This window comes from Janthinobacterium sp. UMAB-60, assembly GCF_900095235.1.
Classification (GTDB): Bacteria; Pseudomonadota; Gammaproteobacteria; order Burkholderiales; family Burkholderiaceae_D; genus Janthinobacterium.
This window is the reverse complement of sequence record NZ_LT607484.1, coordinates 295742-308642: the sequence shown is the minus strand read 5'-3', so window position 1 is coordinate 308642 and position 12901 is coordinate 295742. Positions and strand designations below refer to the sequence as shown.

At 63.1% G+C, this 12901-nt stretch carries 12 protein-coding genes; 9 read left to right on the top strand and 3 right to left on the bottom strand.

The genetic code is table 11. The features are described from left to right. Nucleotides 1-67: 67 nt before the first annotated feature. Nucleotides 68-1390, top strand: a complete 1323-nt coding sequence (locus tag K0F86_RS07300) for a homoserine dehydrogenase (RefSeq protein WP_219133791.1) — start codon at nt 68-70, stop codon at nt 1388-1390. A 95-nt stretch (nt 1391-1485) separates the two neighbouring features. Here the strand turns inward: K0F86_RS07300 and K0F86_RS07295 are convergent, their stop codons facing one another. From K0F86_RS07295 to K0F86_RS07285, 3 genes are read right to left on the bottom strand one after another with little or no spacing between them, the layout of a single operon-like run. After that, complete coding sequence (locus K0F86_RS07295; RefSeq protein ID WP_219133790.1) at nt 1486-1839, bottom strand: ribonuclease E inhibitor RraB; 354 nt, start codon at nt 1837-1839, stop codon at nt 1486-1488. 23 nt (nt 1840-1862) lie between these two features. Next, nucleotides 1863-3377, bottom strand: coding sequence for a sensor histidine kinase (locus tag K0F86_RS07290; RefSeq protein ID WP_257572027.1), 1515 nt, complete (start codon nt 3375-3377; stop codon nt 1863-1865). Beyond that, complete coding sequence (locus K0F86_RS07285; RefSeq protein WP_219133789.1) at nt 3374-4096, bottom strand: response regulator; 723 nt, start codon at nt 4094-4096, stop codon at nt 3374-3376. Before K0F86_RS07285 ends, K0F86_RS07290 begins: the two co-directional genes overlap by 4 nt. A 200-nt stretch (nt 4097-4296) precedes the next feature. Between K0F86_RS07285 and K0F86_RS07280 the strand changes: the two genes are divergently transcribed. The 8 genes from K0F86_RS07280 (at nt 4297) to K0F86_RS07245 (ending at nt 12896) form a co-directional block, all read left to right on the top strand. Then, complete coding sequence (locus tag K0F86_RS07280) at nt 4297-5364, top strand: porin (protein WP_219133788.1); 1068 nt, start codon at nt 4297-4299, stop codon at nt 5362-5364. A 9-nt stretch (nt 5365-5373) separates the two neighbouring features. Continuing rightward, complete coding sequence (locus tag K0F86_RS07275) at nt 5374-6354, top strand: tripartite tricarboxylate transporter substrate binding protein (RefSeq protein ID WP_219133787.1); 981 nt, start codon at nt 5374-5376, stop codon at nt 6352-6354. Between the two features lie 46 nt (nt 6355-6400). Then, nucleotides 6401-7498: an ABC transporter substrate-binding protein gene (locus tag K0F86_RS07270; RefSeq protein ID WP_219133786.1), complete on the top strand. Its 1098-nt coding sequence runs from the start codon at nt 6401-6403 to the stop codon at nt 7496-7498. 69 nt (nt 7499-7567) lie between these two features. Then, nucleotides 7568-9358 carry an iron ABC transporter permease gene (locus K0F86_RS07265; protein ID WP_219133785.1) on the top strand — a complete coding sequence of 597 codons (1791 nt, stop codon included), beginning with the start codon at nt 7568-7570 and terminating at the stop codon, nt 9356-9358. Between the two features lie 22 nt (nt 9359-9380). Next, nucleotides 9381-10454 (top strand): ABC transporter ATP-binding protein, encoded by a 1074-nt coding sequence (locus tag K0F86_RS07260; protein ID WP_219133784.1) that lies wholly within the window; start codon nt 9381-9383, stop codon nt 10452-10454. A gap of 649 nt (nt 10455-11103) precedes the next feature. Next, nucleotides 11104-11865 carry a beta-ketoacyl synthase chain length factor gene (locus K0F86_RS07255; RefSeq protein ID WP_219133783.1) on the top strand — a complete coding sequence of 254 codons (762 nt, stop codon included), beginning with the start codon at nt 11104-11106 and terminating at the stop codon, nt 11863-11865. After that, nucleotides 11858-12649, top strand: a complete 792-nt coding sequence (locus tag K0F86_RS07250; protein ID WP_219133782.1) for a 1-acyl-sn-glycerol-3-phosphate acyltransferase — start codon at nt 11858-11860, stop codon at nt 12647-12649. Before K0F86_RS07255 ends, K0F86_RS07250 begins: the two co-directional genes overlap by 8 nt. Continuing rightward, a complete protein-coding gene (locus K0F86_RS07245) occupies nt 12642-12896 on the top strand; it encodes a phosphopantetheine-binding protein (RefSeq protein WP_071322591.1) in 255 nt (84 codons plus the stop codon). Before K0F86_RS07250 ends, K0F86_RS07245 begins: the two co-directional genes overlap by 8 nt. Nucleotides 12897-12901: the final 5 nt, after the last annotated feature.

Genomic DNA, 12901 nt, shown 5'->3' with positions numbered 1-12901 from the left:
ATCAACCATACCGATCAACCTGGCGCCGCCCAAGGGGGGCGCCACTTATGAGCAGTCAAGCACAACTATGAAATCCATCAAGATCGGCCTGCTGGGCCTGGGCAATGTCGGTTACGGCACGTTCAGTGTCCTGAAACGCAACCAGGAAGAAATCAAGCGCCGCGCGGGCCGCGGCATTGAAGTCGTCGCCGTCGCCGTGCGCGACGTGGCGCGCGCCGAAGCGCTGGTCGCCGGTGCCTGCAAGGTCGTCAATGACCCGTCCCTGATCGTCAACGATCCCGAGATCGACATCGTCGTCGAACTGATCGGCGGCTACGACCTGTCGAAAACCCTGGTGCTGCAGGCCATCGCCAACGGCAAGCACGTGGTGACGGCCAACAAGGCCTTGCTGGCCGTGCATGGCAATGAAATCTTCGCCGCCGCCCAGGACAAGGGCGTGATGGTGGCCTTCGAAGCGGCCGTCGCGGGCGGCATCCCCATCATCAAGGCGCTGCGCGAAGGCTTGACGGCCAACCGCATCGAATGGATCGCCGGCATCATCAACGGCACCACCAATTTCATCCTGTCCGAAATGCGCGACAAGGGCCTCGATTTCGCCACCGTGCTGAAACAGGCGCAGGAACTCGGTTACGCGGAAGCCGATCCCACCTTCGACATCGAAGGCGTCGATGCCGCGCACAAGGCCACCATCATGTCGGCCATCGCCTTCGGCATCCCGGTGCAGTTCGACAAGGCCTACGTGGAAGGCATCAGCAACCTTAACGCCGTCGACATCCGCTACGCCGAGCAGCTGGGCTACCGCATCAAGCTGCTGGGCATCACCAAGCGCGCTACCGTCAATGGCGTGGAAGGCATCGAGCTGCGCGTGCATCCGACCCTGATCCCGGCCAAGCGCCTGATCGCCAATGTGGAAGGCGCCATGAATGCGGTGCTGGTGCACGGCGACGCCGTCGGCGCCAGCCTGTACTCGGGCCGCGGCGCGGGCGCCGAGCCGACCGCCTCGTCGGTGATCGCCGACCTGGTCGACATCACGCGCCTGGCCACGGCCGATCCGGAACACCGCGTGCCGCACCTGGCGTTCCAGCCGAACGCGATGACCAACATCGACATCCTGCCGATGTCGGAAATCACCACCAGCTACTACCTGCGCATGCACGTGGCCGACCAGCCGGGCGTGCTGGCCGACCTGACGCGCATCCTGGCCGAACGGAGCATCTCGATCGACGCCATGCTGCAAAAAGAGCCGGCCGAGGGCGAGACGCATACGGACATCATCATGCTGACGCACCAGACGCAGGAAAAGAACGTCACGGCCGCCATCGAAAAGATGGAAGCGCTCAATAGCGTGGTGGGCACGGTCACCAAGATCCGGCTGGAAAACCTCAGCTGAGCGTTTTCAGCGATCCACGCAAAACGGCGCCCGCGGGCGCCGTTTTTTTATTTGTGATGTGGTGTCGGATTACGGCGCTTTGCGCCTAATCCGACCTACGCTGCGGTACCGACGGGACCCACATCCATGCCGTCATAGCTGGCCAGCTGGTTTTCCTGGGCAAACGCCATCAGTTCGCCATTGCGCGCATGCAGGCTGTCGACGCTGTGCACTTCCGCTTTTTCCACGTGCAGCACCCACACGGGTGCGGCGGCCGGATCGTCCAGTTCGGGCTGGTACAGTTCCACCGGGCGGTAGCCCTGCAGCGCCAGCAAGGTGGCGGCCTGCTCCAGCGACTCGGAAGTGGGGTTGGTGAAGTAATAGCCCCACAGCAGCGGCTGGGACAAGTCCCACGGCGCGTTTTCGGCGATATTGGCAAACAGTTCGGTTACGTCTTCTTTGGTCATCATGGCAGTGGGCCTTCATTAAAATCTCAGGGCGCGATCTTAGCATCGACTGGCGCTGCGGCGAAATACACGCCGACTTTCAATCCATGCCCATTCGCCGCCGTGGCCAGTTCCAGGCTGGCGCCATGCAGGGCGGCGATGTCGCGCACGATGGCCAGGCCCAGCCCGGCGCCGCCCGGGTTGCTCTCGAGTGCCGTGCCGACCCGGTAGAACGGCGTAAATACCCGTTCGCGTTCGGCGGGCGGGATGCCGGCGCCGCTGTCCTCCACTTCCAGTACCGCGCCGTGCCCCGCTTGTGCAGCGCGCACGCGCAGGATCACGCTGCCGCCCTGCGGCGTGTAGCGCAAGGCATTGTCGACCAGGTTGGCCAGCAGTTCGTGCAGCAGCACGGCCTGACCATGCACAGGCGCGTCGTCGGGCGCTTCCAGCGATAAATCGATATTCTTGCCGACGGCGGCCATGGCCATTTCCAGCCCTACCTGCTGCGCCACGTCGCGCAGCGGGACGGTATGCATGGCCAGGCTGTCGCTGCCATGCTCGATGCGCGCCAGGGTCAGCAGGCGGTTGGCCAGCAGCACGGTCGAATCGGTGGTGGCGGCGATCGAGCGCACGATGTCGCGCAGGGCGGCCATGTCGGATGGCGTGCCGGCCTGGCGGTCGCATTCGCGCATGGCCAGTTCGGCCTGGGTTTTCAGCACCGTCAACGGCGTGCGCAGCTGGTGCGAGGCATCGGCGATGAAACGGCGCTGGCTGGCGATCAGTTGCTGCAGGCGCGACATGGAGCCGTTCATGGCGCTGACCAGCGGGCGCATTTCCTTGTGCACCAGCGCGGGATCGACATCGGACAGGTCGGACAGGGTGCGCGTCTCGACTTCCGTTTTCAAGCGCATCAGCGGCCGCAGCACCAGGCGCACGGCAAACCATACGAGCGCGCCCATCACCAGTATCATCGCCGCCTGCCAGCTCAGGGTATCGAACAGGATCTGGTTCGACAGGCCGCGCCGCGCATCGAGCGTTTCAGCCACCTGGATCAGGGCAATGCCGCGCATCGAGTCGTCATACACGGGTTGCAGCAGGGCGGCGATGCGGATCGGCTTGCCGTGGTAGTCGGCGTGGTAGAAGCGCACCAGGGCCGGGTAGTTCTGCGAGCGGGGCACGTTTTTCGGCACGGGCGGCAAGTCGCCATAGCCCGAGACCAGTTCGCCGTTGATGCCCGTGACCTTGTAATAGATGCGGCCCAGGGTGTCGGTCTCGAAGCTGTCGAGCGCCACGTAGGGCACTTCGGCCACGACCTTGCCGCCGACGATGGAGACGCGCTCGGCCAGCGCCCGCGTCGACGCCAGCAACGAGCGGTCGTAGGCCATGTCGGCCGCGTCGAGCGCATTGCGGTAAACAAAAAAAGCGTCGAGCAACACCAGCATCACCAGCGGGATGAGCAGCCAGCGCAGCAGCTGGCTGCGCAGGCTGCCCAGCGGCCGGCCCTGCGCCCAGCGCCCGCGCAGGCGTTCGAACAGGGGCCGGCGTGGGGCGTGCGCCTTCATTTTAGCGTGGCCGGCGCCATGGCGCTGCGCGGCTGCAGCAGGTAGCCGATGCCGCGCAAGGTGGTGATGGCGGCGCCATCGGGCGAACCGGCTTCCACGCCGTTTTCAAGTTTTTTACGTACCCTGTGGATGTACAGTTCGATGGCATCCAGGTTGACGTCGTCGGCCAGCGCGAAGACTTCGTCGAACAGCTTTTCCTTCGACACGGCGCGCCCGGAGCGCGTGATCAGCGCCTCGAGCACCGCGTGTTCGCGCGGCGTCAGGGGAAAAGGGGCACCGGCGTAGCTGAACATGCGCGTGACGGTGTCGAAACTGAGCGCGCCGCAGGTGTGCACCAGCGCCTCGTTGCCCTGGCTGCGGCGCAGCAGCGCTTTTACGCGCGCTTCCAGTTCGGCCAGCTCGAACGGCTTGGCCATGTAATCGTCGGCGCCCAGGTTCAGGCCCTGTACCTTGTCATCGAGGCCGCCGCGCGCCGTGAGTATCATGACGGGAGTCTTGCCCCGCGTGCCGCCGCGCGCGCGCAGGCGGCGCAGCACGTCCAGGCCGTCCATCTTCGGCAGGGTCAGGTCGAGCAGCACCAGTGAATATTCCTGCGTGTGCAGCAGGGCGTCGGCATCGGCGCCGTTGTGGGCGGTCTCCACCGTCAGGTGCGCGTCGCGCAGGGCCTTTGCCAGCCAGTGCGACAGCTCCAGATGGTCTTCCACTAATAATATGCGCATGGTCTCCGCCATTCGTTGAAATGATGCAGTGTAAGCCTGGCGGCAGGGGCGGCGATGAATATGTTTGCGCCCCTTGTGGCTGGCCGGCGACACCTGTCATGCTGAAAGCCAATTGAAAGGATCGCGCTCATATAGTGTGATCCTGATTCATGAAATGGATCAGGCATATCACTAATAACTATATCTAAGGGAGACCCACTATGAAAAAAACCGCATTCTCGCTGGCCGCCATGGCCGTTCTCGCCGCCGCAGCCGGCGCTGCCCAGGCACAGTCGAATGTCACCGTGTATGGCTTGCTCGACGTCGGCTTCGACAACACCAGCAACGCTTCGGCATCGAAAGGTTCGGTCAGCCGCGTCAGCTCCGGCGGCATGAATACCTCGCGCTGGGGCATCCGCGGCAATGAAGACCTGGGCGGCGGCCTGAAAGCTGTTTTCAACCTCGAAGGCGGCATCCTGATGGATACGGGCGCCATCGATGGTGGCGTGCTGTTCAAGCGCCAGGCCTATGTGGGCCTGGAAGGCAGCTACGGCCGACTCGTGCTGGGCCGCTCGTTCACCACCGTGTACGACTTCGTGCTGCCGTTCGATCCGATGGGCTACGCGCCTTTCTATTCGTGGGCGACGGCGGCCGGCAAGGCTGTGCAAGGTCAGTACGGCATGACGACCGGTTTCGACAACCTGGTCAAGTACTCGGGCACGGCGGGCGACTTCAAGTTCGGCGCCTCTTATGGTTTCGGCGAGCAAGCCACGGGCGCCCAGGACAGCGCCAAGTTTTCTTCCGGCGTGACCTACACGGCCGGTCCGGTCAGCCTGCTGGCCACCTATGAGCGTGTCAACGGCAATTCAATTGTCGGCGGCGCGCGCGACAAGACCACCTCCTATCACCTGGGCGCGATGTACAACGAAGGCCCATGGAAGTTGCAGGCCGTGGCGCGCGACTACAAGCTCGATCCGGCCGCCTCCGGCAAGCCTGACCTGCGCGGTACCCTGTACTGGGGTGGCGTCAGCTACCTGACCACGCCGCAAGTCACGCTGACGGGCGTCATCTACTACCAGGACGTGAAGAACGTGGCCGCCAATACGGATGCCGATCCGATCATGTACGTGGCGCGCGTGCGCTATGCGCTGTCCAAGCGCACCGACCTGTACGTGGCTGGCGCCTATGCCAAGGCCAAGAACAACCAGCTGGTCAGCCTGTCGCGCGACGATGCCGGTTTCGGCAACACGCAGCGTGGCGTGATCGCCGGCATGCAGCACCGCTTCTAAGCCATGACCATGCCGCGCTCCCTGTTCCTGTTGCTGCCATGCCTGCTGCCCGTTTTTGCCGGGGCACAGGTGGCTACGCCAGCGCCGGTCGAATGCGTGGTGCCGTCCAAGCCGGGCGGCGCCATGGATCTGACGTGCAAGCTGGCGAAAAAAGGCCTGGCGCAGGAGGGCGCGGCAGCAGCGGCAGGTCCCATGCGCATCAGCTACCTGCCGGGCGGTATCGGCGCGGTGGCCTGGCATTCGATGGGCTCGCAGCGCCGCCGCGCGGAAGCGAACACCCTGGTGGCCTTTTCGGGCGGCTCGCTGCTCAATCTGGCGCAGGGCAAGTTCGGCAATGCCAAGGCGGGCGACGTGCGCTGGGTGGCGGCGCTGGGCGCCGACTACGGCATGATCGCCGTGCGCAGCGATTCGCCCTACAAGACGCTGGGCGACCTGATCGCGGCATTGCGCCAGCATCCTGACAAGGTGCTGATCGGCGTCTCCGGCACCATCGGCAGCCAGGACTGGCTGAAGATGGCGCTGGTGGCGCGGCATGCCGGCATCGACCCGAAAGTGCTGCGTTTCGTCGCCCTCGAAGGCGGCGGCGAAGTGTTTACGGCGATGCAGGCCGATTATGTGCAGGTGGTCTCGGGCGACACGTCGGAGGCCACCCTGAACGCCAGCGCCAACCATGCGCGCGTGCTGGCGGTGCTGTCGGAAAAACGCCTGCCCGGCGTGCTGGCCGGCGTGCCGACGGCGCGCGAGCAGGGCGTCGACGTGGTCTGGCCCATCATCCGCGGCGTGTGGATGGGGCCGCAGGTGCCCGAGGCGGACTACCAGCGCTGGGTGGCCACCTTTGAGCGTGCGATGGCCACGCCGCAGTTCGCCGAATGGCGCGCCCAGGCCGGCCTGTATCCATTTGCCCTGACGGGGCCGAAGCTGACCGCGTATGTCAGGAAGGCGGTCGACGAGTATGCGCGGCAGGCCACCGAACTCGGATTAATGCGCTGAACGGCATCCCATTTAAAAAAACTATTTCACAGACGGAGACAACCCCATGCAAAACAAGACCCTGCTTCAAGTCGCCATTGCCGCCGCGTTTGCCAGCCTGGCCGGCGCCGCTTTCGCGCAAGTACCGGCCGGCTATCCGGCCGACTACCAGAAGATCATCGACGCGGCCAAGAAGGAAGGCAAGGTGGTGATCTACAGCGCCACCGACAGCAAGGCCGCCGCGCCGCTGATCAAGGATTTCAGCGCCCTGTATCCGGGCATCTCGGTCGAATACAACGACATGAATTCCACCGAAGTGTACAACCGCTTCATTTCCGAAGTGGCGGCGGGCGGCAACACGGCCGACGTGATGTGGTCGTCGGCGATGGACTTGCAGATGCGCCTGGCCTCCGATGGCTATGCGCTCAAGTACAAATCCGTCGAAGCGGCGAAGATTCCCGGCTGGGCCATGTGGGATGACCAGGCTTACGGCACCACGTTCGAGCCGGCCGCCATCGTCTACAACAAGCGCCTGCTCGATCCGAAGGAAGTGCCGAAGAATCACGACGACTTCGTCAAGCTGATCGCCACGCCGAAATTCAAGGACAAGGTCACCACCTACGACATCGAAAAGTCGGGCGTGGGCTTCATGTTCATGGCGCAGGATGCCAAGGAATACCCGCAATTCCTGGCGCTGCAAAACGCGTTCGGTGCCGCCAAGGTACGCGTGCAATCGTCGACGGGCACCATGATGGAGCGCATCTCGTCGGGTGAAAACCTGATCGGCTACAACGTGCTGGGCTCTTATGCCCTGGTGCGCGCCAAGACCGATCCGTCGATCGGCGTGGTGCTGCCCAAGGATTACACCCTGATTTTGTCGCGCGTGCAGTTCATCAACAAGAACGCGAAGAACGTCAACGCCGGCAAGCTGTGGCTCGATTACATCTTGTCGCACCGCGGCCAGACCATCATTGCCAACGGCGCCAAGCTGTTCGCCATCCGCGCCGACGTCACGGGCGAAACCACGTCGGCTGACCTGATCAAGCAAATCGGCGCATCCAACGTCAAGCCGATTCCCGTGCACCCGATCATCCTGCAATTTCTGGGACCTGCCAAGCGCATGGCCTTCTTGAAGCAGTGGAAAGAGACAGCCGGCAAAAAATAATGCCGTCCTGGCCGTCCGCAGGCGTATGCCTGCGGACGGATGCCGCACCCTTCATTCATTGGATTCATCATGCAAACTGCCATCTTGCCGCTGCCTGCACGGTCGCGCTCTCCCTTGTCGCGCCTGAACTGGTCGCGCGGCGTGGTCGTGACGATCACGCTGATCGCCATTTTCCTGCCGCTGTTCCTGATTTTTTACCAGAGCTTTTTGAACGCGCCGTTTTTCATGCCGGTGCGCGAATTCGGCTTTGACTCTTACCGTTTCATCTTCGATGATCCCGATTTCGCCATGGCCTTCAAGAATGGCCTGATGCTGGCCTTCGGCCTGACCGTCATCGCCGTGCCGCTGGGCGGCATGCTGGCCTTCCTGATGGTGCGCACCGATTTGCCGGGACGCGGCTGGGTCGCCCCTGTGCTGCTGGTGCCCATTTTTGTGTCGCCGATGGTGATGGGCTTTGGCTATGTCGTCTCGATGGGGCCTGTGGGCTTTTACTCGATCTGGGCCAAGGAACTGCTCGGCTTCGTGCCCTGGAATATCTATTCCTTCACCAGCATCGTCATCATCGCCGGCCTGACGCACGTGCCGCACGTCTACCTGTATGCCTCGTCGGCACTGAAAAGCCTCGGTTCCGATGTCGAGGAAGCGGCCCGCGTGGCGGGCGCCTCGCCGATCCAGGTGATGCTGAATGTATCGCTGCCGATGATCATGCCGGCGCTGGCGTATGCGGGCGTGCTGGTGTTCTTCCTCGGCTTCGAAGTATTCGGCCTGGTGCTGGTGCTCGGTGATCCGGAAGGCCATCTGGTGCTGCCGACCTATCTGTACAAGCTGACGAACAAACTGGGCACGCCGTCGTACCACCTGATGGCCGCCGTCGCCGTCTGCCTGGTGATGGTGACCATGCCGCTGGTGATGATACAGCGCTGGCTGCTCAAGTCCGCCAACAAGTATGTGTCGATCAAGGGCAAGGGCGCGCGCAGCAAGGCCATGCCGCTGGGCCGCTGGAAGTGGCTGGCCTTTGCCTTGCTGGCGGGCTGGCTGATTTTTACCATCATCCTGCCGTTGACGGGCATCGTGCTGCGCTCCTTCGTGCAGTACTGGGGCGAAGGCGTGCACCTGGCCGACGTGCTGACCCTGCAGCATTTCCGCGATATTTTCGACCAGCCATCGCTGGTGCGCGGCATCGTCAACACCATCCTGATCGGCGTCGTCGGCGGCGCGCTGGCCGTGGGTTGCTACAGCTTCATCGCGCTGGCCATGCACCGCAAGCAGGACGGCATCACGCGCCTGCTCGATTACAGCGTGCTGGTGCCGCGCGCCGTGCCGGGTCTGCTGGCCGGCCTGTCCTTCCTGTGGGTGTTCCTGTTCGTGCCGGCCTGGCTGGATGGCATGTTGAAAGGCATGGACAACGGCGTGGCCCTGTGGCTGAGCGGCCATGTGATTCCCGTGCTGCGCGAAGTGCGTTCGACCATCTTCGCCCTGTGGCTGGCGTATTCGGTGGTGTGGATGGCTTACGGCATGCGCCTCATTTCCACCGCGCTGCTGCAGGTGGGACCGGAACTGGAAGAGGCGGCGCGCGCCGTCGGCGCCAGCCGCGGCCAGGTGACGCGCGACGTCACGCTGCCGCTGATCAAATACGGCTTGCTGGGCGCCTGGCTGATGGTGTTCCTGATCTTCGAGCGCGAATATTCGACGGGCGTGTACCTGCTCTCGCCGGGCACGGAAGTGATCGGCGCCATGCTGGTATCGCTGTGGGCCGGCGGCTCGACCGACCTGGTGGCGGCGCTGTCCTTCATCAATATCACCCTGGTGGCCATCGGCCTGGGCATCGCGCTGCGCTTCGGCGTCAAGCTGCATAACTAAATACAAAGACTGAGACCACATCATGAATGAACTGACCGTCAATGAGCTGTACCTGGACTACGGCACCGGCGCTGCCGCCAACCAGATCCTGAAAGGTGTCTCGATGCACCTGCAAAAAGGCGAAGTGGTCGCCTTGCTGGGGCCTTCGGGCAGCGGCAAGACCACCTTGCTGCGCGCCGTCGCCGGGCTGGAAAGCCCGAAGGCGGGCACGATCCAGATCGGCGAGCGCAATGTCTACGATGGCGCGAAACACTTCGAGATGCCGGCCGAGCATCGCAACCTGGGTCTGGTGTTCCAGTCGTATGCGCTGTGGCCGCACAAGACCGTGTTCGACAACGTCGCCTACGGCCTCAAGTTGCGCAAGATGGGCAGCACGGAGATCGCCGCGCGCATCAAGGAAGTGCTGACGCAGCTGGGCCTGGGGCACTTGGGCGAACGCTATCCGCATCAGCTGTCCGGCGGCCAGCAGCAGCGCGTGGCGATCGCCAGGGCGCTGGTGTACAACCCGCCCGTGATCCTGCTCGACGAACCGCTGTCGAACCTCGATGCCAAGCTGCGCGAGGAAGCGCGCGCCTTCCTGCGCGAACTGATCGTGCGTCTGGGCCTGTCGGCCCTGATGGTGACGCATGACCAGGGTGAGGCGATGGCCATTTCCGACCGCATTTTGCTGCTCAATAACGGCAAGATCGAGCAGCAAGGCACGCCGCAAAGCATGTATGAAACGCCCGACACCCTGTTTACGGCCGAATTCATGGGCAGTAACAACCGCCTGCCCGGCAAGGTGGTGCAGCGCGACGGCAACCAGGTGCGGCTGCTCGTCGACGGCGCCTCGATGCAGGGCGTGGCGCGCGGCGCCAACGTGGGCACGGAAGTGACGACCATGATCCGCGTCGAGGAGGTGAAGATCAGCGCCACGCAGGTGGACAACGCCATCGAACTGCCGCTGCTGACCTGCATGTACCTGGGCGACCGCTGGGAATGCCTGTTCGAGCGCGGCGGTGCCGAGAATATCAGCCTGCGCGCGTATTCGCGCCACAAGCTCGAAGCGGGCAAGTACTGGCTGCACATGCCGGCCGATAAACTCTGGGTGTTTTAACGGTGCCGAGGTGGCCACGCTGGCGCGCAGTGTAGTGCTCTTGCTGCGCGGCGCTGGCCGCCTGGTCGGCGTTGCCCTGTGCCGCTTCTTGATGCCGCTGGCATTGCTGACCGCTCCATTCTTTTCTCCGCTGACCAGGCAAGGCCGCCACAGTTGAATTGGCCGGCTGGAACTGGCATAAAGCAAACGCTCTGTATTGTCCTTGCTGCACACCCCATTAATCCTCGCGGCCGCCACGGGTGGGCAATATGTGCGTCCCCGTTTTTTGGGCTTTCCTTCTCGGCCGCCTGCTGGCCAGTCATACCCGATGGCTGCGTTTGCCGCGCCGCTGCGCCATGCTGCGTGTGTTATCTAAAAACAACGCTCGTATGGGCGGCATGTGCAGCTTATTTTGATTATTGATAAAAAATACTATTTCTGAGAATGCCGACTTTCCATCGAAGACAATGGATGAAGGTGTTACAAATAGTAACTAAAGCGGTACATCCTTTTTAAAAACGTTTTGTATTTGCATTTAAAAAGTTGCCTCACGGCCATTTATTTTAGTTATTTTTACTTCCTTCGTTTATAATTTGAAAAGAACGCCGGCGGGGCTTTTTGCGCAGTTTTGACGTGAGTTCGCCCTTTTTTTGAGCTCAGGAAAATGCATATGCGCACCGATGGTGTCCGTTTTTCAATTGTCAGACATGCCGCTTGGGCGCCAGGCCTGGAAACGCCGCAGCAATGGCGGGCGTGGGCGCAAAGCGCCTTGCCCGTCGCGCCGATTGCTGCCGCTGGCGAGCCAGGCGTGCGTGCGATGGCGCCGATGCAGCGCCGCCGCGCCGGTCAGTTGGGCAAGATGGCGCTCGAAGTGGCGTACGCCTGCCTCGGCGAACAGCGCGATATTGCGCTCGTCTTTTGTTCTCGCCATGGCGAGGTGGCGCGCGCCGTCGAACTGTTGTCGGCGCTGGCCCAGGGCGAACCCTTGTCGCCGACGGCGTTCGGCATGGCCGTGCACAATGCCAGCGCAGGCCTGTTTTCCATCGCCCGCGCCGATACGGCCAATCAGCTGGCCGTCGCCGCCGGTGCTGCCAGCCTCGAGGCCGCGGTGATCGAAGCGTGCGGCTTGCTGGCCGATGGCGCGGCGCAGGTATTGCTGGTGTTGGCGGAGTGTCCCTTGCCAGTGCCATTCGAGGCCTTTGAAGACTGTCATGAGCAGCCGCATGCGTTTGCCTGGCTGCTGCAGGCCGAGGATTCCCCGGGCACGGCGTTCAGCCTGACGTGGCGCGCCCGCGGCAGCGATGATGCGTTGGCGGCAGCCGCCGGCGCCATGCCGGGCAGTCTGGCCGTGTTGCGATTCATGCTCGGTGAGGTCAGCACGTTCGAGCATGCGGCCAACCGCCAGACATGGTGCTGGAGCCGCCATGCATAAGCTGGAGGCTGTTCGCGCCGGCCTATCGATAGGCTGGCGTACCATCGCGACCGCGCTCAGTTTTGTCGCCTTCGGCCTCGGTGGCTTGCTGCTGCGCGTGCTGGTGTTTCCCGTGCTGCAGGTGCTGGTGTGGCGGCGCGAGACGCGCATTGCCTGCGCGCGCGCCACCATCCGCTGGAGTTTTCGCTTGTATATCGGCCTGATGCGTTTTCTCGGCGTGTTGCGCTATGACTTGCGCGGTCTGGATAAGCTGGAGCGGGGCGGTTTGCTGATCCTGGCCAATCATCCGACCCTGATCGACACGATTTTCCTGATGGCGTATGTCAAGCAGGCCGATTGCATCGTCAAGTCCGATTTGTGGAATAACCCGTTTACGGGCGGTCCCGTGCGCGCGGCCGGCTATATCAACAACACGGGCGGCGCCGAACTGGTGGACGCCTGCCTGGCATCGCTGGCACGCGGCAATAACCTGATCATTTTTCCGGAAGGCACGCGCACGCCATGCAGCGGCGAGGTCGTGCTGAAGCGGGGCGCGGCGAATATCGCCGTGCGCGGCCGCTGCGACGTGACGCCCGTGCTGATACGTTGCCTGCCCAGAACCCTGGGCAAGGGCGAGCCGTGGTGGCGTGTGCCGGCTCGCCGCGCGCATTTCGAGATCGCCGTGCAGGACGACCTGGCGATCGACGAGTTTACCGGCGGTGGCGCCAGCGACGTCATGGCGGCGCGTACCTTGACCACTCATCTGCAACATTACTTTAGCGGGAAACAGGAACAACATGCTTGAACAAGAAGTGAAGGAACTGATCATCGAGGCGCTGCAACTGGAAGACATGAGCGCTGCCGATATCGATACGGATGCGCCCCTGTTTGTCGAGGGCCTGGGACTCGATTCGATCGATGCGCTGGAACTGGGCGTCGCCCTGCAAAAAAAATACGGCATTTCCCTGTCGGCCGATTCGGCCGATACGCGCCGCCACTTTGCCTCGGTACGGGCGCTGGCGGCCATGGTTGACACTCACAGAAAGAAGTAAGGAGC

Excerpts from the sequence above, each read along its gene's own strand:
- K0F86_RS07300 (WP_219133791.1), top strand. The coding sequence starts at position 68 with ATGAAATCCATCAAGATCGGCCTGCTGGGCCTGGGCAATGTCGGTTAC.
- K0F86_RS07295 (WP_219133790.1), bottom strand. The coding sequence starts at position 1,839 with ATGATGACCAAAGAAGACGTAACCGAACTGTTTGCCAATATCGCCGAA.
- K0F86_RS07290 (WP_257572027.1), bottom strand. The coding sequence starts at position 3,377 with ATGAAGGCGCACGCCCCACGCCGGCCCCTGTTCGAACGCCTGCGCGGG.
- K0F86_RS07285 (WP_219133789.1), bottom strand. The coding sequence starts at position 4,096 with ATGCGCATATTATTAGTGGAAGACCATCTGGAGCTGTCGCACTGGCTG.
- K0F86_RS07280 (WP_219133788.1), top strand. The coding sequence starts at position 4,297 with ATGAAAAAAACCGCATTCTCGCTGGCCGCCATGGCCGTTCTCGCCGCC.
- K0F86_RS07275 (WP_219133787.1), top strand. The coding sequence starts at position 5,374 with ATGCCGCGCTCCCTGTTCCTGTTGCTGCCATGCCTGCTGCCCGTTTTT.
- K0F86_RS07270 (WP_219133786.1), top strand. The coding sequence starts at position 6,401 with ATGCAAAACAAGACCCTGCTTCAAGTCGCCATTGCCGCCGCGTTTGCC.
- K0F86_RS07265 (WP_219133785.1), top strand. The coding sequence starts at position 7,568 with ATGCAAACTGCCATCTTGCCGCTGCCTGCACGGTCGCGCTCTCCCTTG.
- K0F86_RS07260 (WP_219133784.1), top strand. The coding sequence starts at position 9,381 with ATGAATGAACTGACCGTCAATGAGCTGTACCTGGACTACGGCACCGGC.
- K0F86_RS07255 (WP_219133783.1), top strand. The coding sequence starts at position 11,104 with ATGCGCACCGATGGTGTCCGTTTTTCAATTGTCAGACATGCCGCTTGG.
- K0F86_RS07250 (WP_219133782.1), top strand. The coding sequence starts at position 11,858 with ATGCATAAGCTGGAGGCTGTTCGCGCCGGCCTATCGATAGGCTGGCGT.
- K0F86_RS07245 (WP_071322591.1), top strand. The coding sequence starts at position 12,642 with ATGCTTGAACAAGAAGTGAAGGAACTGATCATCGAGGCGCTGCAACTG.